The 26,078-nt window shown below is 73.5% G+C and carries 22 protein-coding genes and 2 pseudogenes; 10 read left to right on the top strand and 14 right to left on the bottom strand.

What is annotated here, in order from left to right; all coding sequences use genetic code 11:
* The first annotated feature begins 4 nt into the window (after positions 1-4).
* Together ACGFS9_RS15015 and mgtA are read left to right on the top strand one after the other, a co-directional pair.
* Entirely contained in the window at positions 5-2,416 is a 2,412-nt protein-coding gene (locus tag ACGFS9_RS15015) for a phosphoketolase (protein ID WP_393253388.1), read from the top strand.
* Positions 2,398-5,040, top strand: a complete 2,643-nt coding sequence (gene mgtA, locus ACGFS9_RS15010; RefSeq protein ID WP_393253386.1) for a magnesium-translocating P-type ATPase — start codon at positions 2,398-2,400, stop codon at positions 5,038-5,040. Before ACGFS9_RS15015 ends, mgtA begins: the two co-directional genes overlap by 19 nt.
* 74 nt (positions 5,041-5,114) lie before the next feature.
* Here the strand turns inward: mgtA and ACGFS9_RS15005 are convergent, their stop codons facing one another.
* The 5 genes from ACGFS9_RS15005 to ACGFS9_RS14985 form a co-directional block, all read right to left on the bottom strand.
* Positions 5,115-6,095, bottom strand: coding sequence for a slipin family protein (locus tag ACGFS9_RS15005; RefSeq protein ID WP_393253385.1), 981 nt, complete (start codon positions 6,093-6,095; stop codon positions 5,115-5,117).
* 222 nt (positions 6,096-6,317) lie between these two features.
* A complete protein-coding gene (locus tag ACGFS9_RS15000; RefSeq protein ID WP_393253383.1) occupies positions 6,318-6,638 on the bottom strand; it encodes a hypothetical protein in 321 nt (106 codons plus the stop codon).
* A 354-nt stretch (positions 6,639-6,992) separates the two neighbouring features.
* Positions 6,993-7,430, bottom strand: a complete 438-nt coding sequence (locus ACGFS9_RS14995) for a DUF5994 family protein (protein WP_393253381.1) — start codon at positions 7,428-7,430, stop codon at positions 6,993-6,995.
* Between the two features lie 33 nt (positions 7,431-7,463).
* Positions 7,464-8,450 (bottom strand): acyl-CoA desaturase, encoded by a 987-nt coding sequence (locus ACGFS9_RS14990; RefSeq protein WP_393253379.1) that lies wholly within the window; start codon positions 8,448-8,450, stop codon positions 7,464-7,466.
* A 171-nt stretch (positions 8,451-8,621) separates the two neighbouring features.
* A complete protein-coding gene (locus ACGFS9_RS14985) occupies positions 8,622-8,918 on the bottom strand; it encodes a hypothetical protein (protein ID WP_393253378.1) in 297 nt (98 codons plus the stop codon).
* Positions 8,919-9,518: 600 nt separating this feature from the next.
* Between ACGFS9_RS14985 and ACGFS9_RS14980 the strand changes: the two genes are divergently transcribed.
* Complete coding sequence (locus ACGFS9_RS14980) at positions 9,519-10,106, top strand: DUF5994 family protein (protein ID WP_234438888.1); 588 nt, start codon at positions 9,519-9,521, stop codon at positions 10,104-10,106.
* Between the two features lie 549 nt (positions 10,107-10,655).
* Here the strand turns inward: ACGFS9_RS14980 and ACGFS9_RS14975 are convergent.
* From ACGFS9_RS14975 to ACGFS9_RS14940, 8 genes and pseudogenes are all read right to left on the bottom strand, one after another.
* Positions 10,656-11,147 carry a DUF5994 family protein gene (locus ACGFS9_RS14975; protein ID WP_393253483.1) on the bottom strand — a complete coding sequence of 164 codons (492 nt, stop codon included), beginning with the start codon at positions 11,145-11,147 and terminating at the stop codon, positions 10,656-10,658.
* Positions 11,148-11,318: 171 nt separating this feature from the next.
* Entirely contained in the window at positions 11,319-11,468 is a 150-nt protein-coding gene (locus ACGFS9_RS14970) for a hypothetical protein (RefSeq protein WP_393253377.1), read from the bottom strand.
* A 158-nt stretch (positions 11,469-11,626) separates the two neighbouring features.
* A pseudogene (locus ACGFS9_RS14965) lies at positions 11,627-12,312 on the bottom strand (DUF6286 domain-containing protein).
* Positions 12,313-12,911: 599 nt separating this feature from the next.
* A pseudogene (locus ACGFS9_RS14960) lies at positions 12,912-13,010 on the bottom strand (3-oxoadipate enol-lactone hydrolase); the annotation flags it as partial.
* 261 nt (positions 13,011-13,271) lie between these two features.
* On the bottom strand, positions 13,272-13,754 hold the full coding sequence (locus tag ACGFS9_RS14955) for a hypothetical protein (protein ID WP_393253376.1): 483 nt from the start codon (positions 13,752-13,754) through the stop codon (positions 13,272-13,274).
* Positions 13,751-14,017: a hypothetical protein gene (locus tag ACGFS9_RS14950; protein ID WP_393253374.1), complete on the bottom strand. Its 267-nt coding sequence runs from the start codon at positions 14,015-14,017 to the stop codon at positions 13,751-13,753. The genes ACGFS9_RS14955 and ACGFS9_RS14950 overlap by 4 nt, the downstream gene beginning before the upstream one ends.
* A gap of 193 nt (positions 14,018-14,210) precedes the next feature.
* Positions 14,211-14,630 carry a hypothetical protein gene (locus ACGFS9_RS14945; protein ID WP_393253372.1) on the bottom strand — a complete coding sequence of 140 codons (420 nt, stop codon included), beginning with the start codon at positions 14,628-14,630 and terminating at the stop codon, positions 14,211-14,213.
* 151 nt (positions 14,631-14,781) lie between these two features.
* On the bottom strand, positions 14,782-14,970 hold the full coding sequence (locus ACGFS9_RS14940; protein WP_393253371.1) for a hypothetical protein: 189 nt from the start codon (positions 14,968-14,970) through the stop codon (positions 14,782-14,784).
* Between the two features lie 173 nt (positions 14,971-15,143).
* On the opposite strand from ACGFS9_RS14940, the gene ACGFS9_RS14935 reads away from it, so the two are divergent.
* Positions 15,144-16,130: a LuxR C-terminal-related transcriptional regulator gene (locus ACGFS9_RS14935; protein ID WP_393253369.1), complete on the top strand. Its 987-nt coding sequence runs from the start codon at positions 15,144-15,146 to the stop codon at positions 16,128-16,130.
* 298 nt (positions 16,131-16,428) lie between these two features.
* Here the strand turns inward: ACGFS9_RS14935 and ACGFS9_RS14930 are convergent, their stop codons facing one another.
* Complete coding sequence (locus ACGFS9_RS14930; protein WP_393253367.1) at positions 16,429-18,390, bottom strand: BTAD domain-containing putative transcriptional regulator; 1,962 nt, start codon at positions 18,388-18,390, stop codon at positions 16,429-16,431.
* A 395-nt stretch (positions 18,391-18,785) separates the two neighbouring features.
* On the opposite strand from ACGFS9_RS14930, the gene ACGFS9_RS14925 reads away from it, so the two are divergent.
* Genes ACGFS9_RS14925 through ACGFS9_RS14900 form a run of 6 tightly spaced genes read left to right on the top strand, consistent with a single transcriptional unit; the run spans position 18,786 to position 25,418 of the window.
* Positions 18,786-19,898 (top strand): radical SAM protein, encoded by a 1,113-nt coding sequence (locus ACGFS9_RS14925; protein ID WP_393253481.1) that lies wholly within the window; start codon positions 18,786-18,788, stop codon positions 19,896-19,898.
* Positions 19,895-20,587, top strand: a complete 693-nt coding sequence (locus ACGFS9_RS14920) for an iron-containing redox enzyme family protein (protein ID WP_393253365.1) — start codon at positions 19,895-19,897, stop codon at positions 20,585-20,587. The genes ACGFS9_RS14925 and ACGFS9_RS14920 overlap by 4 nt, the downstream gene beginning before the upstream one ends.
* The gene (locus tag ACGFS9_RS14915; protein ID WP_393253363.1) at positions 20,580-20,789 is read left to right on the top strand and encodes an aroma-sacti cluster domain-containing protein; all 210 of its coding nucleotides are present in this window, start codon (positions 20,580-20,582) and stop codon (positions 20,787-20,789) included. The genes ACGFS9_RS14920 and ACGFS9_RS14915 overlap by 8 nt, the downstream gene beginning before the upstream one ends.
* The gene (locus ACGFS9_RS14910; protein ID WP_393253362.1) at positions 20,789-23,953 is read left to right on the top strand and encodes an adenylate/guanylate cyclase domain-containing protein; all 3,165 of its coding nucleotides are present in this window, start codon (positions 20,789-20,791) and stop codon (positions 23,951-23,953) included. Before ACGFS9_RS14915 ends, ACGFS9_RS14910 begins: the two co-directional genes overlap by 1 nt.
* Positions 23,950-24,810, top strand: a complete 861-nt coding sequence (locus ACGFS9_RS14905; RefSeq protein ID WP_393253360.1) for a S8 family serine peptidase — start codon at positions 23,950-23,952, stop codon at positions 24,808-24,810. The genes ACGFS9_RS14910 and ACGFS9_RS14905 overlap by 4 nt, the downstream gene beginning before the upstream one ends.
* Positions 24,807-25,418 carry a GAF domain-containing protein gene (locus tag ACGFS9_RS14900; protein WP_393253359.1) on the top strand — a complete coding sequence of 204 codons (612 nt, stop codon included), beginning with the start codon at positions 24,807-24,809 and terminating at the stop codon, positions 25,416-25,418. The genes ACGFS9_RS14905 and ACGFS9_RS14900 overlap by 4 nt, the downstream gene beginning before the upstream one ends.
* Positions 25,419-26,078: the final 660 nt, after the last annotated feature.

The raw sequence follows: 26,078 nt of genomic DNA, 5'->3' as shown, positions 1-26,078 counted from the left end.
CGTCATGCCGCTCGGCCCCACCACCGAGACCTCCCTCGACACTCCGGACACCCCCAACCCCCTCGACGAGGAGGAGCTGAGCGCTCTGGATGCCCATTGGCGGGCGGCGAACTACCTGGCCGTCGGGCAGATCTACCTCATGGCCAACCCTCTGCTGACCGAGCCGTTGGCGCCTGAGCACGTCAAGCCGCGACTGCTCGGGCACTGGGGCACGTCACCGGGCCTGAACCTGGTCCACACCCACCTCAACAGGGTCGTCAACGCGAGGAACCTGGACGCGATCTGTGTCTGGGGGCCCGGTCACGGCGGGCCGGCCGTGGTGGCGAACTCCTGGCTGGAGGGCAGCTACACCGAGACGTACCCGGACATCACGCGGGATGCGGCCGGCATGACCCGCCTCTTCCGGCAGTTCTCCTTCCCGGGCGGCATCCCCAGTCACGTCGCACCCGAGACCCCCGGATCGATCCACGAGGGCGGCGAGCTGGGCTACTCCCTCTCGCACGCCTACGGGGCCGCGTTCGACAATCCGGGGCTCCTGGTGGCCTGCGTGATCGGCGACGGTGAGGCCGAGACGGGCCCGCTGGCCGCCTCCTGGCATTCGAACAAGTTCCTCGACCCGATACGGGACGGTGCCGTCCTGCCGATCCTGCACCTCAACGGCTATAAGATCGCCAACCCGACGGTCCTGGCCCGGATACCGGAGCCCGAACTCGACGCCCTGCTCAGGGGATACGGCCACGAGCCCCTCCATGTCACCGGGGACGACCCTCACGCCGTCCACCAGACGATGGCTCGTGCCATGGACGAGGCCCTGGACCGTGTCGCCGCCTTCCAGCACGCCGCCCGCGCCGGTTCCGTCATCACCGAACGCCCACGCTGGCCGGTGATCGTGCTGCGCACGCCCAAGGGCTGGACCGGGCCGGCCGAGGTCGACGGCCTCCCGGTGGAGGGCACCTGGCGAGCGCACCAGGTGCCGCTGCCGGCCGTACGCGAGAACCCGGACCATCTGCGGCAGTTGGAGCGTTGGCTCCGCTCGTACCGGCCCGATGAACTCTTCGACGAGCACGGACGCCCCCGGGAACAGGTCCTCGCCTGTGTCCCCGACGGCGCACACCGCCTGGGCGCCAGCCCGCACACCAACGGCGGCCTGCTTCTGCACGACCTGCCCGTGCCGCCCCTGGAGCGGTTCGCCGTCCCGGTCGACAAGCCCGGCACGACGGCGCACGAGCCGACCCGCGTCCTCGGCGACCTGCTGGCGCAGGTGATGGCCGATACGGGCGAGCGGCGCGACTTCCGGCTGGTCGGGCCCGACGAGACGGCCTCCAACCGCCTGCAGGCCGTCTACGAGGCGAGCGGCAAGGCGTGGGAGGCCCAGGTACTGCCGACGGACGAGCATCTGGAGCGCGGCGGCCGGGTGGTGGAGATCCTCTCCGAACACACCTGTCAGGGCTGGCTGGAGGGCTATCTCCTCACCGGTCGGCATGGCCTGTTCTCCTGTTACGAGGCTTTCGTCCACATCGTCGACTCCATGGCGAACCAGCACATCAAGTGGCTGCGCGTCGCCCGCCGGCTCCCCTGGCGCCGCCCGATCGCCTCCCTCAACTACCTGCTGACCTCGCACGTGTGGCGCCAGGACAACAACGGCTTCTCGCATCAGGACCCGGGTTTCGTCGACCACGTACTGAACAAGTCGCCGGAGGTCGTGCGGGTCTACTATCCGCCGGACGCCAACACCCTGCTGTGCGTGGCGGATCACGTGCTGCGCAGCCGCGACTACGTCAACGTCGTCGTTGCGGGCAAGCAGCCCTGCTTCGACTGGCTCGACCTCGACGCCGCCCGCGCACACTGCGCCCGCGGCGCCGGCATCTGGGACTGGGCCAGCACCGAGTCCGAGCCCGGCGAGCCCGACGTGGTGCTCGCCTGCGCGGGAGACGTACCCACCCTCGAAGTACTCGCCGCGGCCTCGCTGCTCCGTCACCACCTGCCCGAACTCGCGGTACGGGTGGTCAACGTCGTCGACATCGCCCGGCTCCTGCCCGCGGAGGAACATCCGCACGGGATGCCCGACAGCGAGTACGACGCGCTGTTCACCCCCGACAAACCCGTCGTCTTCGCCTACCACGGCTATCCGTGGCTCATTCACCGGCTCGCCTACCGCCGCGCCAACCATCCGCACCTGCACGTGCGCGGCTACAAGGAGGAGGGCACGACCACGACCCCGTTCGACATGGTCGTACGCAACGACCTCGACCGGTACCGGCTGGTCATGGACGTGATCGACCGGGTGCCGGGCCTCGCGGTGCGCGCGGCAGCGCTGCGGCAGCGGATGGCCGACACCCGCTACCGCCATCACGACTGGATCCGCGTCCGCGGGGTGGACCTGCCCGAGGTCGCCGAATGGATCTGGAGTCAGTGACCACGGAGCCGGTGACCACCCGTGCGGCGGAGCTGCGGGTGGGGGACGCCGCCGCCGAGGACGCGAAGGCCGTGCTGGCCGCGCTCGCGAGCAGCCCCGACGGCCTGTCGGGGGGCGAGACGGGTGAGGCCGCCGAGCGACTCGCGGCCGTCGGGCCGAACGCCGTACGCACCCACCACGTCCGTGTCCTGGCGGTCCTCGGGCGGCAGTTGCGCAGCGCCCTGCTGATCCTGCTGGCGGTGACGGCCGGGGTCTCGTACTTCTTCGGCGAGCGGACCGGCGCGGTCATCATCGCGGGGATCCTGGTCCTGAGCGTGGCACTGGGATTCGTGAACGAGTACCGGGCGGAGAAGGCGGCTCAGGCGCTGCACTCGCGGGTGCTGCACACGGCCGTCGTGGTCCGGGACGGCGCGGCCGGCGAGGTCGATGTGACCGAGCTGGTGCCGGGCGATGTCGTACGTCTGACGCTGGGGCAACTGGTGCCCGCGGACCTGCGCCTGCTGGAGTGCACGGCGTTCGCCTGCGACGAGAGCGTCCTCACCGGGGAGTCCGCCCCCGCCGACAAGGACCCGGAGCCGGTCGCCGCGGGGGCGGCCCTGGCCGAGCTGACCTCCTGCGCACTGATGGGGACGGTGGTGCACGGGGGCAGCGCGACCGGAGTGGTGGTCGCCACCGGAGGCCGCGCCGAGTTCGGGCGGATCGCGCTGGGGCTGGGCGAACGGCAGCCGGAGACCGACTTCCAGGCGGGGCTGCGCCGCTTCTCCATGCTGCTCCTCAAGGTCGCCGCCGCCCTCACCACCGTCATCTTCGTCATCAACGTCCTGCTCCAGCGGCCGCTGCTCGACGCTCTGCTCTTCTCGCTGGCCATCGCGGTGGGCATCACCCCGCAGTTGCTGCCCGCCGTGGTGAGCACGAGCCTGGCCACCGGCTCACGGCAGCTGGCGCGGCGCAAGGTCCTGGTCAAACGGCTGGTGTGCATCGAGGACCTGGGCGACATGGACGTCCTGGTCACCGACAAGACCGGCACGCTCACCGAGGGCCGCATCCGTTTCGAGGCGGCCCTCGACCCGGCCGGTACACCCTCCGACGCGGTGCTGAAGCTGGGCCTGCTGGCCACTGAGGGCGACCTGGACCAAGTGGGCGGGAACGCGCTGGACGTCGCGCTGTGGCAGGCCACGGACACACCCCCGACTGTACACCACCGGCTCGCGCTGCTGCCCTTCGACCACGACCGGCAACTGGGCTCCGCGCTCGTCGAGCGTCCGGACGGCAGCCGCCTGCTCGTCGCCAAGGGCGCGCCCGAGGCGGTCCTGGCCCGCTGCGGTGACGTACCCGAGGAGGCCGCGGCGGCGCTCCAGGAGCACTTCGCGGCGGGCAGCCGGGTGGTCGCCGTGGCCACCCGGGACACGGACGGGCAGACGTCCCTCACTGCCGCCGACGAATACCGCCTGCATCTGGCCGGCTTCCTGGTCTTCCTCGACCCGCCCAAGACCGGCGCCGCCGCCTCACTGCGCCGCCTCGCCGACCTCGGCATCACCGTCAAGATCTGTACCGGCGACAACGCGCTCGTCGCCCAGAAGGTCTGCGCCGACCTCGGCCTGCCGCCCGGCCGCGCCCTCACCGGCCAGGACATCGGTCAGCTGGACGACGACCAGCTGACCCGTGCGGCCGAGACCACCACCGTCTTCGCCCGCGTCTCACCCCAGGACAAGGCAAGGGTCGTACGGGTGCTGCGGCGCCGGGGCCGCGACATCGGGTTCCTGGGCGACGGCGTGAACGACGCGCTGGCCCTGCACGCCGCCGACGTGGGGCTGTCCGTGGACACCGCGACCGACGTGGCCAAGGACGCGGCCGACGTCCTCCTCCTGGAGAAGGACCTCGGCGTGCTCGCCGACGGGGTCGCCGAGGGCCGACGGATCTTCGCCAACACCATCAAGTACGTCCTGATGGGCACCTCCAGCAACTTCGGCAACATGTTCAGCGCGGCCGGAGCCTCCCTGGTGCTGCCGTTCCTGCCCATGCTGCCCTCGCAGATCCTGCTCAACAACCTCCTTTACGACGCCGGGCAGTTGACCATCCCCACCGACCACGTCGACCCGGAGCAACTGCGTGCCCCCTCGCACTGGGACATCGCCTTCATCCGTCGCTTCATGCTCTTCTTCGGGCCCGTCAGCTCCCTCTTCGACTTCCTCACCTTCGCGATCATGATCCAGATCTTCCACACCGGCGCCGATCTGTTCCGTTCCGGCTGGTTCGTGGAGTCCCTCGCCACGCAGGCGCTGGTCGTCTTCGCCATCCGCACCCGCCGGGTGCCGTTCTACCGCAGCCGGCCCAGCCGCCCCCTGCTGTTCAGCGCCATCGGGGTCGTCACCGTCGCCGTCGCGCTGCCGATGTCCCCGCTCGCGCAGTCGCTCGGCTTCCAGTCCCTGCCGCTCGGACTCCTCCTCACTCTGGCCCTGATGGTCGTGCTCTACCTGGTGCTGATCGAGGCCGCGAAGCACGTCTTCTACGCCCGCGCCGACGCGCGAGCCGCACATCCGCCGGTACGCCACCGCACCCGTCGGCACCGCATCCAACGGCGGGCCGGCCGCTTCAGCCACCCCGGACCGCTGCGGTCCCGGTGACACGCTGTCACCGGGACCGTCAGCGGCACCACGCCGTTCGAGACGATCGCGTCGTCTCGAACGGCGTGGAACGGTCAACCGCTCAGGGCTTCCTCGGCGTCCCGCCGCGTCGGCCAGTTGTCCCGCCGCTCCCGGGCCAGCTCAGCACGGCTGCCGGCCCGCTCCCCGGTCGGGGAGACCGACGGTGTGAGGGCCGGAGCGGGGGTGGCGGGCTCGGGGATCACGGCGCTGGTGGACAGCGCGGGGCGCCTGGCGGTCCGGTGCACGCGCCGTCCGGCGGACTCGTCGCCGGTCTCCCTGCTCTGGTGCTCGAAGAAGCGGAGCATCTCCACGGGGAACGGCATCACGAGAGTGCTGTTCTTCTCGGCGGAGACGTCCACCACGGTCTGCAGCAGCCGCAGTTGAAGTGCTCCTGGGGTGTCGGCCATCGTCGCGGCAGCGTCGGTCAGCCGCTGGGACGCCTGGAATTCACCGTCGGCCGCGATGACCCGCGCGCGGCGTTCCCGCTCGGCTTCGGCCTGCTTGGACATGGAGCGCATCATGGACTCCGGAAGGGCGATGTCCTTGATCTCGACGCGTTCGATGCGTAGCCCCCAGGGCTCCTCGGTCGGGGCGTCCATCACCTTCTTGAGTTCCGCGTTGATGTGGTCACGGTCGGAGAGCAGCGTGTCCAGGTCGGCCCTTCCGATGACCGAGCGGAGCGACGTCTGTGCGATCTGGGAGACGGCTGCGGGATAGTTGCGCACGTTCACCAGGGCCTTGACGGGATCGATGACCTTGAAGTAGACGACCGCGTCGACGGTGAGCGTCACGTTGTCGGCGGTGATGGACCCCTGTGGCGGGATGCCGAGGACCTCGGTCTGGACGGACACCTTCCGCATCCGGTCCCCGATCGGCCGGATGACGCGCAGGCCAGGCCCGCGTATATCCGGCAGCAGCCGTCCGAAGCGGAACACCACGCCCTTCTCGTACTGCTGGACGTTGCGCACACTCAGGGCGAGCAGGACGAGCCCGGCCGCGGCGCACAGCGCCAGCACGGTGATCAGAACACCCATGGTTCTCACTTTCCTTACGTCGATGACGGTCCCGGGCCCGAGCGGTCCGGGAAGCACGTGGCACAGGGAGGACCCCGGCCTGTCGTCTGCGGTGCGGCCGGGGTCTCGGGCTGCTTTTGAGGCTCTGGTGTGTCGGCCCGGCTCAGCCAGGAGCACTCTGCGGTACGCCGGTCCGGGCTCCGCCGACTGTGGCCCCGGTGGCCGCTGGAGTGCGCATGGCCCTCACCTCGCCGTCGGCGGGGCGGAAACGGCCGGGATCTGCGGGCGTGCAGCCGGATAGCGGACTTCGTGGTCTTCTTCGGAGTCCCAGGCCGCCTGAACGGCCGAGTCGGTCTCCGACATCGTGCGCAGGCGCGCCGCGTCCACCATCAGCCGGTGCACGTGCGAGGTGCGCAGACAGCCTCGGCCGGCGGCCATCAGCCAGAGGGCCGAGACGGGCGTCGGCTGCACCTGCCCACCGAAGGGCCCCGTACCCGGCACGGCCGGCCAGTTCGCGCGGTTCGTCAGGCCCCCGGTGAACAGCCCCGACAGCGGATCGAGCACGGCCGTCGGCGAGGAAGCGGGAGGAGCGCAAGAGATCCGGAGTGACGTAGAGCAGGGCGTACTTCCGGGGATCGGCGTGGGGGAAACGGTCGCAGTCATGACGCGAACCCTGCTCCGGGCCGATCGGAACCGGCCCGGCGTAATCAAATTGCCGAAAGTGACAACGACATGGAAGCCGGTGCACGAAATACCCTCGGTAACACCAGCGTACTCCGTCGACGGTCCGAGCGGACTCCCCGTCGGACAGCACGGCCGGTCCAGGACCGGGCGCGTGGAGCCTCCCAGGCGGGTCCGGTGACAACATCCCCAGGCCCGCACCCGGAGTGCCGACCCGGGGTGGTCCGACGGCCACCGTCAACGGACTGCGACTCCCAAGCCCACGCTGTCCTTCACAAGGGTGGCCACACTCTCCATGAGCCGCCCGGCCTCCGCGTCCGTGGCGGCGGGCGGCACCAACCGCAGGTCCCACCGGCCGCGGCCGGGCGCCAGCAGGCAGACGGTGGACGGGGAGCGCTGGGTGGCCGTCCGGCGCAGGCGTACGACCTGGTTGGCGACGAGCAGCCGACCCGGGAACGGGGACCATACGGCCTCATCCACGAGGGCGCTGGTGACCTGTCCCCAGGCGTGCGGCAGGCCGCCCAGCAGCCTGGGCAGTTCGGACGCCAGATCGGGCGAGTGGGGCCACCAGGCGCCGTCGATGCGCCGGGCCATGTGGCCCTGTGCCGGCTGGGACACCAGGCGCAGGCGAACGGCGGACGACGCGGAGAGCGGGGGCGGTGGGGCGAGTGTCATGGGAACTCCTGAAGGGGATGCGGTCGCTCGGGTTCACACGCGGCGGGCGGCGATACGCTCCGGGGTGGGCCAGCGCACGTCTCTGGCCCAGCCGAGGCGTTCGAAGAGGCGGATCACGGCGGCGGACGGGTCGAGCTGGCCGCGGTCGACGCCGTGCCGGGCGCAGGTGGGGTCGGCATGGTGCAGGTTGTGCCAGCTCTCGCCGAACGAGACCAGGGCCAGGGGCCACAGGTTGGTGGCGCGGTCGTGGCGACGGGTACGGAACGGGCGCTCACCGATCACATGGCAGAGGGAGTTCACGCTCCACGTGACGTGGTGGAGCAGGGCGATGCGAACAAGTCCCGCCCACAGCAGGGCGGTCAGGGCGGACACCCAGCTGCCGCCGATCAGCCACCCCACGGCGAAGGGCAGGGCGAGGGTGAGCACACACAGAGCCGGGAAGGCCCGGGACACGGCCCGGATGTCACGGTCGGCCAGCAGATCGGGAGCGTAACGCGTGGCGGACGTGGGGTCGTTGCGGAACAACCAGCCGACGTGGGCATCCATCAGTCCGCGCAACTGGCCGTATACAGAAGTGCCGTAGCGATACGGAGAGTGAGGATCGCCCGGCCGGTCGGTGAAGGCGTGATGGCGGCGATGGATGGCGACCCAGCCGATCACGTCTCCCTGGAAGCTCATGGACCCGGCCACCGCGAGCGCGGTGCGCAGCGGCCGTACGGCCCGGTAGCTGCCGTGGGTCAACCCACGGTGGAAGCCGACCGTGACGCCGAGGCCCGTGACGATGTAGAGCGCCGCGGCGAGCAGGACATCGGCGGGATGGATCAGGCGCCCCCACAGCAGCCAGACGGCCAGACCGAGTGCCAGGAACGGGAGAAGGACGATCAACGCCGTGATCGCCAGCGACAGCCGCTCGCTGCCGGTGCGCCCGGCAGCCGTTCCCTCGCTCGGGAAGGCTGCCCTCCCGTCGTACTCCGGGGACGGCGGGCTGGCTGAGGGGGAGCGGAGGATATGGAGAGACATGCGCGGTCCTTGACCTCGGTGACGACAGTGCGGCCGGGGTCTTGGGCTGCGCCTCTTCGACGTGGGTGCGCAACGGCATCGCTGAGAGCGGATGCGAGTCGCACGGACGGTGGCTACGGGAGCTACAGGGGCTTGGGCTGGTGAGGACGTGGAGAGTGGGCGGCGGGGCCGTCAGGCGGTCTCGCCCTGGTGGGTGCGATCGGCGGCCGATCTGCTCGAGTCGAGCCGGGAGGTGAGCGGATCGGCGGCACGCGAGGCGTCCAGCGCGAGGTGCAGCCGCGTCCCCGTTCCCGAGGCGCCGGGATAGCTGCGCTGTTCATCGCCGGCGAACAGCATACGGAGCGCGTCCGCGACGCCTCGGGCCGCTTCGGGGTCCGCGGAGGCCAGGCGGACCTCCACCCGGCCCTGTCCGCTCGGCTCGTGCTCCGCTTCGGGACGCGGTGGGCGATGCGGGGCTTCGGATGTCATAGGGCGGAACCTGGCCCGGACCTGAGCGGTCCACATCTCTCTTGCGACGAGGACGAGACCGGTCCGGACACCGGCGTACGACGTGCCCTCGACGTTTTCAGCCTACTCCTGCTCGGGACAGCCGCTCCGGCACATCTGAAGTGGTGCGGTGGCCGCCGAAGCCACCGGCCGACGCCCGATGACGGGATGACGGGATGACGGGTCGGTCGATCATGAACAGCTCCCAGAACGACGACGTGACTCCGACGCCAGCCACACCGTTGGCCGTCTGTCGTGTTGGCAGCCCGGGGAGTCCCGCTGACGACCGGCTGCGACGACAGAGGTGGACGGCGGAGTCGTCAGGCCGCCCTGGGTGGGTGCGATCGGCGGGCGCCCCCTGGCGCGCTCGGATGGTACAGCGAGACCGGTCTGATCACCTGCGACGGCCCCTGGTTCTGTCGGCCCACTCCTGCCGGTGCGACGGCCACCGCAGCCTGCCGGAAGGAGTAGGGTGAAGGCACCGAGGGCATTTCGCACACCGGCTTCCATGCCGGGTCGTTCTCGGCGAGAGATGAAACCCGGGCCGTAACCCCAGGGGCGGCCCGGAGACGGGTCCGCATCATGACCGCGACCTTCGAAGCGACCCTGCCGCGGCCCGCACCCGTCGCAGCCCCTCCCGCCCGCCTCGTACTGAAGACGGACGGCCCCTCCCGTGGACTCCTGGACGGCGCCTGGTGGCCGCGCTCGCGCGACCTGCTGCGCGAACTACCAGCACTGACCGACGCGCTGGACCCCGTCTGGGGCCGCATCACCCGTATCGCCGTCAACCCCGAGCACTGGCCGGTCATCCCGCGCAAGGTGCCCGTCAACGGCCATGTCGTGAAGGTCGGCTGGTTCACGCCGGAGATCGACCCGCACAAGCTGCTGCTGCTCTCCTACGGCACCGGACGCTGGGATCTGCTCGTCATCCCACCCGAGACCGGGGCGCAGTCGGCGGCCCGCCTGATGGCGGCCGCATCCGACTACGACGGCCCGCCGCTGACCGCGAGCGCACTCATCGCCGCGGACCGAGCCGGGCACGCAGTCTCCACGGCCGACCGGCCACTCGATCCGGACGAGGCTTGGGAGTACGAGGGCGGTACCTGCGTGACGTCCGCAGCGGTACCGGCAAAGGCCGGTGACGTCAGCCGCCTGATCATCGGCATGTGAGACAGCCTCATGAACGCCGGGCTCAACCTGGACTGGACGGGGCTGACGCGGAGTCGGCTTCTCGCCCACTCGTGACCGGCATCCGCCGTCGCGGCCGACGCCGCACCGGGCAGGAAGCCCGCCGACGGCCCCCGCCCCTGGAACGCTAGGCAGACTCGCATGCTGCTCGCCGGCCACCCGGAGAACGTCCGTGGCACCTGCTGTCGGCCGCAGGCCGTCTTGAGGGCATGGGCGGTGTCCGAGGACAGTGCGGAGTCGGCGGTCCTGCTGAGCGGACTGGTCAGCAATGCCGTTCTGCACCTCGGTTCAGAAGACGGGCCTGGCGCGCGAAGGACCGGACACGCGGCTCATCCTGCGCTCGGTACACGGTCGTACTCGCGTGCGGAGAGGCGAACGGCCGGTTCAGAAGCCCTTGTTCCAGGCGCAGGGTCGGCCGGTCACCTCGGGGGATGCGCCGGCAATCGGACGGAGTCCACTAGGGCGGATATCTGTGCGTGGTGAGCAGCCGCATCCGCAGCATGCCCACCGTGGTGACGTTCTCCCTGCCTGTCACATCCCTACTACCGGGGTGGGCACGTGCTCGATGACCTCTGCGGCAGGGGTACGTGCGGCATGTCCGCCTTCCGCATCCCAGACCGCCTCCCGGAGCGAGTCCCGGTCGGCCGCTTCCGCTGCCACGGTCCGGAAGCGCTCGCCCTCATGGATCAGGCCGGTCGCCGTGAGGGTCCGCGACGGGTCGGTGGCCGTGGCCATGAGCCGGGCCGCGGTGGCCGGTTTTGTGTCCGGCGGGATGACCAGCAGGTCCCAGCGGCCGACGGTGTAGGGGAGCAGCAGCAACTTGTGCGGGTCCTGCTCGGCCTCGAACCAGCCGACGCGCACCACGTGCCCGTGAACGGGCATCTTCCGCGGGATGACGGGCCAGAACGTGAGATTCACCGTTACCCGGGTGATCCGGCCCCGCAGTGGGTCGAGGACCGCGATGACTGCCGGAAGCTCCGCCGTCAGGTCGCGGCAGCTGGGCCACCGGGCACCGTCGATCAGTGCCGGAGCGGTTCAGAGGGGTGCCAGGACGAGTCGGAGGGGAGACGAACAAGGAGGGGCCGTGGACCGGCCCGTCAGCCGTACGTGCGCCCGCGCGACGCCCTTCATCGCTTCCCCTCAGCGGTCAGGGCGTCTTCGAGTGCCCGGCCCCGTAGCCGCGCTTCTGTCCCGTCACCGCACGGTAGCGAGGCGGTGTCTGCGCAGTTGAGCCCACAGCCACCACAGCAGGAGGACCAACAGCACGCCGAGGACCGCGAAGACGACCGGCCACCACCACCCCTGGCCCCGAAACCGGGTCCGCCCCTCGTCTCCGAGGATCACGTCGGCCGGCCCCCTGAAAGGCCATCAGCCTGGCGCTTGGAAGTCCCAGCGGCACTGAAGGTCGAGACCGCCGAGCAACACAGCGCCGCCCAGGGCGAACGAACCCAGCCCGATCAAACCCAACAGCACCCGGCTGACAGTCCTGAGCCTGTCGGGTCTCACCCCTTCTTCGGGCGGCGGACAACCACGGACAAGGCGGGTGGGCGGGCCAGTCCGAGCTGGCGTACGCCGTCCTGCAGTGCCGCTTCCAGGTCGGCCCGGACCTCGTCGAGCTCGCGGAAGTGGGACCGTGGCCTTGCCCTGATCTTGCGACGGCCGACGTTGATCCGGGCGGACTGAATGCCCGCCACTTCCATGACCCGTTCGCGCAACACGAGCGCGGCAGCGGAGCAGTCCAGCCCCGCGTGTACGTCAGCAGCCTCAGCGGGGGGCCACATCGGCAGCAGTCCGCGCAGACCCGGGGGGGGACCGCGAGGATCATCAGCCACAGGCCAAGGGCTATCGCCAGCGCGGCGCCGGCGATCAGCCACAGGTCATCGAGGGGCCGGGTCGCCAGTTCGTCGGCGAGTGTTCGCCGCCAGCGCATCGCGGACCGGCCGTCCCGTACGGCGGCCACGTCGTGCAGGAAGAGCCCCGTGCCCGCTACCCCGAGCATGGCCACGATCGTCGCGGGCACGCGTCGCGTGGACCAGAAGCGGTGTACGTGCAGGTCGGAGTCGTCACCTGCCGCAGTGCCCGGTCCGGGCGTGCCCGCCGCGGTGGACGAGCGTCCGATTCCGGAAGGGCTGTCGGGGTTGACGGCCGGCACAGGCTGGGTTGCCGACTCCGGCTCCTGTTCGCTCATCTCGTCCTGCCCCGCCTCATGCCCCGCGTGTGCGCCGAATGCAGATGTTCGACCGAGACCACGACTGTGTGCACGTCCATGCCTGCCAGGGCGCTCAATTCCTGGGCGACCGCGCGACGCACTGCGCGCCGATGTCGGAGGGGTAGCCCAGTTCCACAGCCATGTGCACCCGTGCCTGGCCGAGCACGGCCCTCCGCCCGGCAACGCCGGCGTCGGCAGCGTCCCGTACGGCGGTTTCGCGTTCAGGCGCGGGGAGAACCGATACCGTCGCGTGTGGCATCACGTGGTCGGGAGGTACGAGATGGGGGGACTCCCTGAATCCGCGCAGTGCCTCACGAGCCGCCCGGGAGGCAATCTTCGCGACAACCCGGTCGGCGACGCGCGTCGCACCCCGGTGAGTGCTCCGATGCGGCTTCGCCGTCTCACGGATCCGCGCAGAGATCCCGTCAGGACGGACCTCCGTGGGGTCTCGCCGTATCACCCTCGTGTCACACCGCAATCACCAACTGGGCAGACGGTCCCGAACCAAGACGGTCTGACCTGCATTTTCCTGCCTGCGCTGGACTGCCGCAGACGCCCCTGGACGGTCTCTACAACCTGTGCCAGGTGGTGCCCAGTGAGGGTCCCAGGATGAGGACGGGTGCCTCTTCCGGCCCGTCACAGCGGTATTGCAGGGTGTTCCTCGGTGTCTCGCTCACCCGCCCGGCCCTCTCACCCGTCACGTTCTGTCACGTCGTCGGGGTGGATTTCGGGTCCCTCGGCCCCGGGTGGCGGGGGGGGGTTCGGGGTGTGCTGGGTGATGTCGCGGGAGGCGGCTCGTGGGACGCAGGCGGCGTCGCCGGGCGCGGGTCGGGGCGGTCGTGTCGTGCTGCGGCCGGCGGGCCGAGCGGGAACGAGGCGGTATGCCGGTCGGCGCCGGCCGCACCCTCTGGTCACCATCGGGCCGGCGGCCGTGTGGTTCACGCGGGCGGGCGGGGCCCGTCGGCGGCGGGGTGCGAGTCGTCCGCGGTGGGGTGCGGTCCGTCGGCGAGGGTGCGGGTGCCGGCGGGGGCGGGCGCCGGTGTGTGGACGACGCGTGGGCAGACCCGGCAGGCGGCCCGGCCGGTCTGGGACCACCAGCGGCAGGTGGAGCGGATGGCGCAGGGGGGCGGTGGGGCGTCGTCGGCGTCGAGCGGTGCGGCCCGGGCGACGGCGTCGCCGAGGCGGCAGCGCTGGTCGGACCAGTGGTGGCAGGCGCCCGTGACGCAGGGGCCGGCGAAGCGGAAGCGTGCCTCGGGGGGCCGGCTTCCCGCGGCGGTGGCGCGTTCGACGAAGGCGGCGTCCACGGCGGGGGGCGGGCGCAGTGCGGCGAGGGTTCCGTCGGGGCGGACGATGCCGAGGAGGAGGTGTCCGGGGCTGCACGAACTGCTCGGGCAGGTCGCCTCGGGTTCGGCGTCGCTCACTCCAGGGACTCGGGCTTGAGGACGATGCCGAGGAGGATGCCGAGTCCGCCGGCCCAGGAGTCCTGTTCACCGCCGAACGGGTCGCCCGCGTCGGGGGCGGGGGTCTCCGGCTCGGCGAGGGGCCATTCGCGCAGCCGGGGTGCGATGTCGAGGGTCGCGACCTCTTCGAGGACGGCCTGGCGGACGGTGGCGGCGATGCGTTCCATGACGGGGCGCGGCAGGTCGCCCTGCACGGTCACCCGTAGTCCCTCGACGTCCGGCATGTTCGGCTCCTGTTCTGCTGGCTGCCCTGGGGGCTTGTGCGGTCGGCTGTGCGCGGGGTGGGGGTGGTGCGGAGGCATCGGGCCTCGGCGCGAGGGGGGCGGGGTGCGGGTGCGCCGGGTGGCCGCCGGGGGCTGCGGGTGCCGGTCGCGGTGCACGGTGGGGTGCGGCGCCGCAGGGGGCGGGATGGGGGGGTCAGCCGGTTCCCGCGTCGGCGCCGCCGTCGCTCGGGGGCGCTTCGCCGCCCGAGGTGCCGCTGTCGGAGGCGAGCATGACGGCGCACAGGACGGCGACGACGACCACGACGCCCCACAGGCCGCCTCCGGCCGCCCGGAGGTCGTCCTCGGTGAGCCCGAGGGAGCGGGTGAGGCCGAGCGCGGTGGGGAGGTCCTTGTTCAGCAGGGCGTTCTGCAGGTCGACGTGGGCCTTCGGGTTCTGTTTCAGCGAGGCGAGGATGGCCTGGAGGTCGTTCGTGGCGAGGCTGATGTGCTCGGCGTCGAACGACGGGGGTGGGGTGAGTTTGAGGATGCGGTCGGTGGTCGTCACCGTTCCCTGGATGGTGTTCTCCATGTCGGCGAGGCCGATGACAAGCCTCATCCCGCCGGTTTCGGACATGGTGCCGCTCTCCTTGCTGTCGGGCCGTTGACTCCCTCTCACTGTGGGGCGGTGGTCCCGCGCCCACCACCGGTGTTCGTCCGGATGGAGCGCCGCCGCGGGGCGGTGCGGGCGGGGGCCTTCGCTGGGCGGGTAGGCGGTGGTCGCGGGGTCACCAGTGGGGGGTGGGGACGGTGGGGGTGTCGTCGTCGTTGTCGCGGAGGGGCCGGGGTGGCTGGCCGAGGACTTCGCGGGCGCATGTTCCCGGGTCGTCGGTGCGGTGCGGGTGGGGGCGGGGCCGGCGGCCGAGGACGCCCAGGCGCCGGAGGAGCAGGATGAATGGGTTTTTGATGGGTTTCATGCCGGTTTCTCTCCGAGAGGGTCTGGGAATTCCGTCGCACATCTGAACAATGGACACGACAAGGGCTGTTGGGGTCTTCCGGCTGATGAGGGGGTTGAGTGGGCGGCATCGGTGGGGACGGCGGTACGTCGGACCTTCGGGAGGTGGCCGGGCCGGCGTCGCAGGAGAGCCGGTTGTCGGAGGACGCCGTGCGGGTGTTCCGATGGGTCAGCGACCAGGGTTCGTGCGACGCCCGGACGCTGGGGGCGACGCTGGGGCTGCCGGAGAGCCGCGCGGCCTCGGCGGTGAGGACGCTGACGGAGCTGCTGCTGTTGCGCCATCCGCCGGGGCGTTCGGACGAGTTGGTGGCGGTGGCGCCGGACGCGGCGCTGTCGGCGCTGGTGGCGCCGAGGGAGGCGGGGCTGCGCCGGCAGCTCGCCGAGATCGACCGGCTGCGGGCGGAGTTGTCGGTGCTGGCGCCCTTCTACGCGGAGGGGCGGCGGCAGCGGCGCGGGCGGGCGCCGCTGACGGAGGTCACCGATCTGGAGACCGTCGTGGGGATGATCACCGAGGCGACGATGCGGTGCCGTCAGGAGGTCCGCACCTGTCATCCGGGGGGTGGCCGCTCCCCCGCGCTGCTGGAGCAGGCGTTCGTGCAGGACCGGGACATGCTGCGCCGGGGTGTGCGGATGCGGACGCTGTACCAGCACACGGCGCGCTACCACCTGCCGACGCAGGAGTACGCGCGCCGGATGACCGACGAGGGCGCCGAGATCAGGACGCTGAGCGAACTGTTCGGCCGCATGGTGGCGTTCGACACGGAGACGGTGTTCATTCCGCACCAGGACGATCTGGACGCGGCCATCGTGATCCAGGAGCCGTCGACGGTGTCGTATCTGTGCGCGACCTTCGATCACGCCTGGTCGCTGGCGGAGCCCTACCAGCCGGCGTGGACGGAGAGTTCCGCGCGGGACGAGGTCAAGCAGGCCATCGTGCGGCTGCTGGCGGAGGGCATGAAGGACGAGATGGTGGCCCGGCGGCTGGGCATGTCGCTGCGGACCTGCCGCAAGCACATCGCCGAGATCATGGAGCAGCTCGGTGCGGCCAGTCGTTTCCAGGCCGGGTATCTGGCCCGTGTGCAGTCCTCGGGGCCGGCGTCCGCGGCGGCGGGCGGGACCTGAGCGGTCCGCGGGGGCGACGCCCGGTGCGGCGGTTCCCGCGCCGCGGGCCGGTGGCGTGGCGCGGCCGGGCGGGGTGTGCGCGCGGGGCGCCCGCGGCCGGGTCACGCCGGGGGGCCGGCGGTGCGGGCGCCCGCCCCGGCGGTGCCTGCCGTCTCGGTGGGGCCGCGGGAGGGGTTCTCCGCTTCGGGCCGTGGTGTGAACGGGCCGTCCGCGGCGGCCCGTTCACCGGCCGCGGCCGGCCGCGGCCGGCATGGCGGGGCTCCCGGTTCGCGTCGCGCGGCTCGTCGGGGTGGAGTGGTCAGCACCGGTGTCCCGGCGCGGTCGCCTGTTCCCGCGCGAACAGCAGGGTGAGCCAGGGCAGTTCGTAGCGCAGGCCGTCCGGGGCGGCGGTCGTGTGGGCGCTCACGTCGGGCGCAGACGGCGGGGGCAGCACGCCGACGTCGATCAGTTCCTCCAGGGCTCGCTGGGTGGTCCGTCCGTCCCGGCCGAGCGCGCGGGCGGCGGCGGCGAGGGTGAAGGCGGTGCCGGGGAGCGCGGCGAGGGCGCGGAGGGTGTCGCGGGCCGGGGCGGGCAGCCGGTCCCAGGTGCGGGCGAGGCGGGTGCGGACCCCGAGGCCGCCGGAGGCGAGTTCGTCCAGTGCCTCGGCGGGGTGTTCGAGGCGGTCGGCGTACTGGGCGAGGGGCATGTGGCGCAGCACGGACAGGCGGTTGCCGGCCGCCCGCAGGGCGAAGGGGAGGTGGCCGGTGGCGGCGGCGATCCGGGCGGCGGCGGCGTTCTCGGCGGCGAGCCGGCCGTGTCCGATGATCCCGCCGAGCAGGTCGCGGGCCTCGGGGTCGGTGAGCGGGGGCAGTTCCACGCGGTGCGCGCACTCCAGGCGGGGCAGCCGGCCGCGGGAGGTGAGCAGGGCGGTGGCGGTGCCGGACGGCGGCAGCAGGGGGTCGAGGGGGAAGGCGTCGGGCACGTCGTCCAGGAGGAGCAGGACCGTGCGGCCGCACAGCCAGGAGCGCCATGCGGTCGCCGCCTCCTCCCGGTCGGCGGGCAGGCGTTCGGTGCAGCCCAGGGAGCGGGCCAGCTCGGCCAGCACCGATGCCCGGGGGCGGGGTGAGCCGTCCTCGGCGCTCAGCCGGGTGGCGACGACGCCGTCCGGGAAGCGCGCGGCGAGACGGTGCGCGAGGTGGACGGCGAAGGCGGTCTTGCCGATGCCGGCGGCGCCGGTCACCAGGACCGGGGGGCCGCCGTCGGCCTCCAGCAGTGCCGCGGTCCGGTCGAGTTCGCTGCTGCGTCCGGTGAAGTCGGCCGGATCCGGGGGGAGCAGGCGCGAGCCGGTGTGGGTGCGGGGCGGCCGGGGCGCGGACAGGTCGTTCAGCAGGGAGCGGTGGGCGGCGCGCAGGGCGGCGCCGGGTTCGAGGCCCAGTTCGCGGGAGAGCTGCTGGCGGCAGTCGTCGTAGGCGGCGAGGGCCTCGGTCCTGCGGCCGACCTGGTGGAGCGCGGTGACCTGGACGGCGCGCAGCCGTTCGCGCAGCGGATGCCGGCTCACCATCTCGTCGACGGTGTCGGCGACCGGCCCGGGGTCGCCGATGTCCAGCTGGGCTTCGGCCCACGCCTCGTAGACGGCCAGGCGGCGGGCGCGCTGGCGTTCGACGGCGGCGCGCAGGACGTCGGCGTGGGCGGCGAGGTCGCTGAAGGGGTCGTGCCGCCACAGGTCCAGGGCGCGGCGGTAGGTCCGGGCCGCGCGGCTCGGGGAGCCGGCGCGCAGTTCGGCGTCGCCGCGCCGGGCCAGTTCCTCGAAGTGCAGGGTGTCGCACTCGTGCGGGGTGAGGTGCAGGACGTAGCCGCCGGGTCCGTGGCGCAGCCGTCCGAGGTCGTCGGGGTCGAGGACGCGGCGCAGGGTGGAGACGTAGACCTGGAGGTTCTTGCGGGCGGTGCGGGGTGGTGCGTCGGGCCAGAGGGCGTCGGTGAGTTCCGCGAGGGAGACGGGGGTGTTGGGGCGGGTGAGGAGGACGGCGAGGACGAGGCGTTGTTTGAGGGGGCCGAGTTCCAGGGGGCGTCCGGCGCGTGAGGCGCGGAGCGGGCCGAGGAGGGTCAGTCGCAGGGTGGCGGCCGGGTGGTCGGCGCTCACGCCGTCGTCGTCCGGGCCGGCCGGTGGTGGCCCGGTGCGGAGCGGGGTGGTGGGCTGCTCGGCGTCGCGTGCGGTGGCGGGTTCGCGGGGAAGGGCGGATCGCGTGTCGGCGCCGCGGTGTTCCGTGAGCGAATCGACCATCTTCCGTCAGCCCCTTCCCCAACCGGTGTCGTCGGGGTTCTGGGCGAGGGAAAACATTCCGTACACGAAAGCCTCCGGTGGTGCGGCAGGGGGTGAGGTGATCCGCGGGGAGCTGTGGTCCGCGCGGGGAATTCGGTGGAATTCCCGCGGTCTTCACAGCATGGGCACGGGCCGGTGCGGGGGCCATGGACACGGGGATGGCTCAAGGTGCATGCAGCAACCGACCCGCCGGGACGAAGGGTGCGTTCGGCCGCATACCGGAGAGAAGGGGCGGGTCCGGGGGGCGGCGGCCGGGGCCGTGTCGCCAACCGGCACCGAACCGCCCGCCAACCGCCGCCGAACCGGTGCCCGGCACGCTGGCGGCGCAGGTCCCGGCGAGCGACGGAGGTGACGCGGTGCGGCTGGCGGAGATCATCGAGTTGCGGCCGGTGCCGGCCGCCGGGCTGCTCGCCACGCTCACCAGGCGCTGTCCGCTGAGCTGCGCGCACTGCTCCACGTCGTCGGGGCCGCGCGGCGAGGACACGCCGGGGGACGCGCTGCGCCGCTTCGTCGGCGGGTTCACGCCGGCGGACCGTCCGGAGGTCCTGCTGCTGACGGGCGGTGAGCCGTTGCTGCGGCCGGCGCTCGTCGCGGACCTCGCCGCGCTCGCGGCGGAGGCCGGGACGCGGACGTCGGTGCTGAGCGGGATGTTCTTCGCGGCCGGGGGCCGGGTACCGGACCGGGTCCTGCGGGCGCTGCGGGACGTCGCCCATTTCTCGGCGAGCCTCGATGTGTTCCACGAACGCGAGGTGGCGCGCGCGGATGTCTTCCGTGCGATGCACCGCGTGATGGACAGCGGAATCGAGGTGAGTTTCCATGTGGTGGGCGCCGCCGGGGACGACGGGTATGTCGCCGACGTCACCGCCGCCATTCGCCGGGAATTCCGCGACCAGGCCGCCGTCCTCGTCAATCGGGTCCGCCCGGCGGGCCGGGCGGCGGGCTGGGCGGCGGCCCGGCCGGTCCCGCTCGGCGGCGGGGCCGAGGGTGCGCCGGGGGTGCCGGCGGCGCCGTGCGCGATGGCGGCCTGGCCGGTGGTGGCCTTCGACGGCACCGTGGTGGCCTGCTGCAACCAGCGTGTGGTGGACGGCCGGCCCGTCCCGGAGCATCTGCGGCTCGGGCACATCGCGCACGACGACTGGGCCGCGGTGGTGCGCCGCTGCCGTACCTCGCCGGTGCTGCGCACCGTGCGCACCGCCGGGGTCGGGTCGTGCGCGGACTGCCGTGGCCTGCCCGGGCGACCCGGTGCGCTGGAGGCGGCCGAACGCGCGGGCTCGCGTCCGGCGGCCGGCGTGATGGACGAGCTCGGCGCCCGGCTCCAGCGCGAGGCGGGCGCGGCTTCACTGCTGCGGCGCTACGGGAGCGGCCGGTACGCGCCGCTCGTGCTGCTCGGCGGTCCCGGCGGGCGGGGTGCGCCCGGTGGTGCGTGCACCGCGTGCGGCGCCGGCGGTGGCGAGGGGGGCTCGGGGTGAGTCTGTCGGCCGTCGCGAGCCTGCGGCTCGAACTGTCCCTGGTGGAACCGGTGCTGCGGTCGGCCGCCGCCCGGATGTGGTGTGCGGACGAGGCGTTGGCGGTGCGGTACCGGCACTACCTGCGGGCCATGCACCAGGTGATCCGGGCCTCCGTGCCGCTGATGGAGCGGGCCGCCGCCCGGTGCGAGGCGATGCCGGGGGATGCGGTGGCCGCGCCGCTCGCACGGTACCTGCGGGCGCACGCGGAGGAGGAGCGCGGCCACGACGGCTGGCTGCTCGCCGACGCGGCGGTGGCCGGGGCGGCGCCGGGCGAGGTGGCGGGCGCGGTCCCGCCGGCGCTCGTGGCGGCCCTGGTGGGGGCGCAGTACTACTGGCTGGAGCACGGCCATCCGGTGGCCCTGCTCGGGTACATCGCGGTCCTGGAGGGCAACGCTCCCGCGCCGGGGCTGGCCGGCCGGCTGGCGCGGCTGACGGGGCTGCCGCCGGCCGCGTTCGCGACGTTGCGCCTGCACGCCGATCTCGACGGCGGGCACAGCGCGGACCTGGACCGGCTGATCGAGGGGCTGGCGCTGGATGCCGCGCAGCGTTCCCTGGTCGCCGTGAGCGCGCTGCACACGGTCTCCCTCCTCGCCGAGCTGTTCGACCGCATCGCCGCGGCACCAACCGGATGGGAGAGCGCCCATGACTGACCCCGCACCCGATCGCGACCGGCTCCGCGCGCTGGAGGACGCCGGGTTCCCGCTGCACAGTCTCTCCACCGAGCAGCGGGAGGTGCTCCAGGACCTCAGTGCGGAGGAACTGGCGCTGCTGCTGGGGCTGAAGGAGCGGCTGGACGCGGCCGAGCCGGAGGTGCAGGCGCACAGCGAGATCGCCGGCGGAGCACTGTTCTGATGGGCGGCGGCGCTTCTGCGGCGTGTCCGCGGTGCCCCGAACCCCCGCCGGCCGGGGCGGCGTTCTGCCCGCGCTGCGGCAGCGCCTGCGAGGTGGCTAATGAGGTGGCCGCGGCGGAGGAGCGCCGGGTGGTGACCGTGCTGTTCTGCGATCTCGTCGGCTCGACGGCGCTGTCCGGGCGGCTCGACCCGGAGACGCTGCGCACGGTGACCCTGCGGTACTTCGCGGCGATGCGGGCGCGGATCGATGAGCACGGCGGGACGGTGGAGAAGTTCATCGGGGATGCCGTGATGGCGGTGTTCGGGGTGCCCGTGCGGCACGAGGACGACGTCCACCGGGCGCTGGCCGCCGCGCTCGGCATGGTGGGCGCTCTCGACGGGCTCAACGCCGAGCTGGAGCGGGAGCACGGTGTGCGGCTGGCCGTCCGGATCGGGGTGAACACCGGCGAGGTGGTGGTGAACGTCGACCCCTCCGCCCGGCAGGCCCTGGTCTCGGGCGAGGTCGTCAACATCGGTGCCCGGCTGGAACAGCACGCGGGCGCGGGCGAGGTCCTGATCGGGCCGGCCACCCTGCGCGCGGCCGGCCCGTCCGCGGTCACCGAGCCCGCGGGGGACCTGTCGCTGAAGGGCGTCGCGGCCCCCGTCCCGGCGCACCGCCTGCTCGCCCTGCACGAGGACGACCCCGAGCGGGTGCGCCGCTTCGACACCCCGTTCATCGGGCGGACCCAGGAACTCGCCGAACTGCGGCTGCTGCTGGCCAAGTTGGAGAGGGACCCGCGGTCGCACCTGGTGACGGTGTACGGGGAGGCGGGGCTGGGCAAGACGCGGCTGCTGCGCGAGTGGCTGCGGGACTGTCCCGCGTACGGGGAGGGCCGGTGCCGGCCCTACGGGGAGAGCGGCACGCTGGCGCCGCTCGGCGAGGCCGTCCGCCAGGTCCTCGCCGCCGTCGAAGGGGACGCGGCGCGGGCGGGTCTTCCCGCGTGCGAGGCCACGGAGACCGTTCAGGCGCTGGAGTTGCTGCGGGCGGGGCTGCTCGCCGACGGCACGCCCAGTCCCTCGGCGGACGACACGCTGATGGCGCTGGCGTGCCTGCTGGAGTGGCTGTCGCGCGAACGGCCGGTGGTGCTGGTGCTGGACGACTGCCACTGGGCGTCCGGGCCGCTGCTGGACATGGCGGACCGGCTGCTGGACGAGCTGGACCGCTGCCCGGTCGCGCTGGTGTGCGTGGCGCGCCCCGAGCTGCTGGAGAGGCGTCCGGGCTGGGGCAGCGGGCGGATGCGTGCGGCGTCGCTGCTGCTGTCGCCGCTCAGCCGGGAGGAGTCCGCCGCGCTGGCCGGCGAGCTCGTGGAGGTGGCGGCCCACCGGCAGGGGGTGCTGGAGGGCGCCCTGGACCGCGCCGAGGGCAATCCGCTGTACCTGGAGCACCTGACGGCCGTGGCGGCCGAGTGCGACGATCTGCCGCTGGGCGTGCACGCCCTGCTGGGTGCCCGGATCGACGCGCTGCCGCCGCGGGAGCGGACCCTGTTGCAGGTGGCCGCCGTCCTGGGGCGGGAGTTCGGGCGGGCCGACCTGACCGAGCTGGCCGGCGCCGAGGACCCGGAGGGCCCCGCGCCGTCCGCCGCGGGGCTGCTGCCGGGGCTGCTGCGGCGGCGGCTCATCGAGGCCGCGGGCCGGACCGCCGCGGCGCGGTCGGTGCTGCGTTTCGGCAGCGCGCTGGTGCAGGAGACCGCCTACCGGGGGATGGCGAAGAAGGTGCGTGCCCGGCGTCACGAGCACGCCGCGGAGGTGCTCGTGCGGCACGGGGGTGGTGACGCGGCGGTCGGATCGCATCTGGCCCGCGCGCACCGCCTGCTCACCGAACTCGGCGTGCAGGGCGGTGACGCGGACGCCCTGCGGGGCCGCGCGGCGGCTCTGCTCACCCGGGCCGGGGCGGCGGCCCTGTCCCGGTCCGACCTTCCGTGGGCCGACGACCTGCTGACCGAGGCCCTGGCGCTGGCCGGCCCCGGGGAGCCGGCCGCCGGGGAGGCCGCGCGGCGGCTCGGCGAGACGAAGGTCGCGCGCGGCGAGCCGGAACGCGGCCGGGAGCTGCTGAGCGACGCCCTCGACGCAGCGGAGCGGGCCGGCGATCCGCTGGGCGCCGCCCACGCGCGGCTCGCGCTGACCGCGCTCGATCCCCGGCACGGGGCGGTGGCGGAGGTGGCCGAGGCGGCGCTGCCGCTGTTCACGCGGGCGGGCGACGACCAGGGCGTCGCCCGTGCCTGCGTGCGGATCGCGCAGGACCGGCAGCGGCGCGGACGGCACGCCGAGGCGGAGGCGCTGCTGCACCGGGCCCTGGAGCACGCCGGCCGGGCGGACGCCGAGGGCGAACGGGCGCTGGCGCTCGGTGCCGTGGGGATCTCCCTGTGGCGGGGACCGACGCCGGTCGCGGTGGCCGTGGACCGCTGCGAGGAACTCCTGGCGGCCCACGGCGCGGGCCGGCCGACCGTCCGGGCGACGCTGTGCTGCCCGCTGGCCGTGCTGCTGGCGCTGTCGGGCCGGCACGAGGAGGCCCGTGAGCGGCTGGCCGAGGCGGCGCGACTGGCCCGCGGTCTCGGGTACGCCGAGAGCGCGTTGTTCGTCCCGCTGTTCGCCGCGGAGGTCGAGGCGCCGGCGGGCGCGCCGGCCGAACGCCTGCCCCTGCTGGAGGAGGCGGAGCGCGCGGGCCGTGCGCTCGGCGCCACCGGGGCGCTGCCCGGCATCGCCCGGGAGCGGGCGCGCATCCTGCTGGACGGCGGTGACCCGGCGCAGGCGCTGGCGCTGCCGGACCCGGGGCGGGCGGTGCTGCCTCCGGCCGAGGCGGCCGACGCCTACGGGCTGCGGGGGCGCGCCCTGGCCGCCGGCGGGGACCCGCGGCACGCGCTGCGCTGCGCGCGCCGGGCCGTGGCCGCGGCGGGTGGCACCGACTCCCCCGTCGTCCGCGGCACGGCCGCCCTCGACCTGGCGTACACGCTGCGGGCGCTCGGGTTCCCCGGGCGGGCGGCGCGGGAGGCGCGGACCGCGCGGGGGTACTTCGCCGCGAAGGGGCACCGGCCGGGCGCGGACCGCGCGTCCGCGTTCGCCGAGGAGACGACGGCCACGGCCCGGGACGAGGACCGCCCGGCCGCACGGGAAGGCAGGACCGGATGACCACAGGAACGGCGGGAGGGCTCACCTGGAGCCTGCGGGACCGCTCCCCCGACGATCTCGCGATGCTCGCCGACACCGTGCCGGACCTGCCGGCCGACCCCTCGGCGTGGTCGGACGGCGGCGGGGTGCGGGTGTGCGTCGTCGACACCGGGGTCGAATGCGGTCATCCCGAAGTGGGCGCGGTCCAGGGCTCCTACGAGGTGGCGCCCGTCCCCGGCGGCGGTCTGCGGGTCGTCGACAGCGGGCGGCTGCCGGACGGTTCCGGTGACGGGTGCGGCCACGGCACGGCGTGCGCGGGCATCGTGCGGCGCGTGGCACCGGACTGCGAGCTGTACAGCGTGCGGGTACTGGGCGAGGGGTTCACGGGCAGCGGCGAGGCGCTGCTCACCGGGTTGCGGTGGGCGGTCGACCAGGGGTTCGACGTGGTGAACCTCAGTCTGTCGACGACCCGGCCGAAGTTCCTGGAGACCCTGCGGTCGCTGGCCGACCAGGCGTTCTTCACGGGGACCACGCTGGTGGCGTCCGCGCACAACACGCCGGTGGAGAGCTTTCCCTGGCGGTTCTCGTCGGTCATCTCGGTCGGCACCCACCGCGAGGACGACGCCGGGCTGTTCCTGTACAACCCCGCGCCTCCCGTGGAGTTCTTCGCCCCCGGTCAGAACGTGCGGGTGGCCTGGACGGGCGGCACGACGATCCGCACCACGGGCAACAGCTTCGCCACCCCGTTCATCAGCGGGATGTGCGCTCGGCTGCTCGGCACGCACCGGAAGTTGACCCCGTTTCAGATCAAGCACGCGCTCTACCTCTCCGCCGCGAACGTGCGCATCGGCGACCCAGGAACCCGAGGTGAATCATGAGCCAGCCCCCCGGCCTCGTCCCCGCCGCCGGCGTGGACCCCGCGACCCGCCCGGGCAGCGCGGAGCACGACCTGCTGCAGTCCGTCGTCGACACCGCGCGGGCCATCTTCGGCGCCGCGGCCAGTTCCGTCCTGCTGCACGACCGGGACGCCGGCGAGCTGGTCTTCCAGGCCGTCGCCGGGGAGGGCGAGAAGTCCCTGGTGGGCTCGCGGTTCCCGGCCGACCGCGGGCTCGCCGGCTGGGTGCTCGTCTCGGGCGAGCCGATGATCGCGGACGATCTGCGGCAGCAGGGCATGTTCGCCCGGGACGTCGCCAAGTCGACCGGGTACGTGCCCGACGCGCTGATGGCGGCGCCGCTCGCCCACCACGACCGGGTGCTCGGCGTCCTGGAGGTGCTCGACCCCGCGGAGCAGTCCCGCTCCAGCCTCGGCGAACTGGACCTGCTCGCCCTCTTCGCCCGCCAGGCCGCGGCGGCCCTCGCCGTCATCGCCGACCGGCGCCGGGAGGAGACGCCGGCGGCGGTCCGCGCGCGCGGCCTGGAGCTGCTGGCCGCGCTGCGCGACGTCCTGCTCGACGGCGTGCCCCCGCAGGCGGCGCACGACCGGTGAACTCCGGTCGGGTTCCGTCCAGTTCGGGCGGCATCCGCACCGGCTTCGACACCGGCCGGCACCCTCCGGTCCCATCGCCGGAGGGTGCCGCCGGCGTGGGTCCGGGGTCCGGGGTACGCGAGGCGGGGTCCGCCCCGCGTGGCGTCGTGCCACGGTGCCGGGGTGCTGCGCGGGCGGAGCGGGACCGGGCGGGGAGGAACACGACGACAGGCGAGGCAGGTCCCACCACGAGGCGGCGCGGGGTAGGCACCGCATGGCGCTGCACGGCACCGCGGCTGCGCGAGGCGGCATCGCGCGGGTAAGGCACCGCGCGGCAGGACATCCATGCATCCGGCACGGTACGGCGGGTGCGCGGCACGGCGCAGCGCGGGGAGGAGCACTGCCCGGCACGGCACCGCGCACCGCACGGCGAGGGCAGGGCACACCGCCGCGCGGGGAGGCACCGCGCGGTCGGCACTCCAGCGCCCGGCGCGGCACCGCGGCAGGCGACGCGGCGGCGCGGAACGGCGGGCGCAGGGCACGGCCGTGCGCGGGTAAGGCACCGCGCAGTACGGCGTCCCTGTACCCGGCACGGCACCGCAGGGCGCAACACCGCGGCACGGAACGGCGGGTGGGCGGCACGGCGCAGCCCGGGGTAGAGCACTGCCCGGCACGGCACCG

The organism is Streptomyces sp. NPDC048566, from assembly GCF_043199735.1.
Lineage (GTDB): Bacteria > Actinomycetota > Actinomycetes > Streptomycetales > Streptomycetaceae > Streptomyces.
The sequence above is the reverse complement of the archived record's forward strand: the minus strand, read 5'-3'. Positions and strand labels throughout refer to the sequence as shown.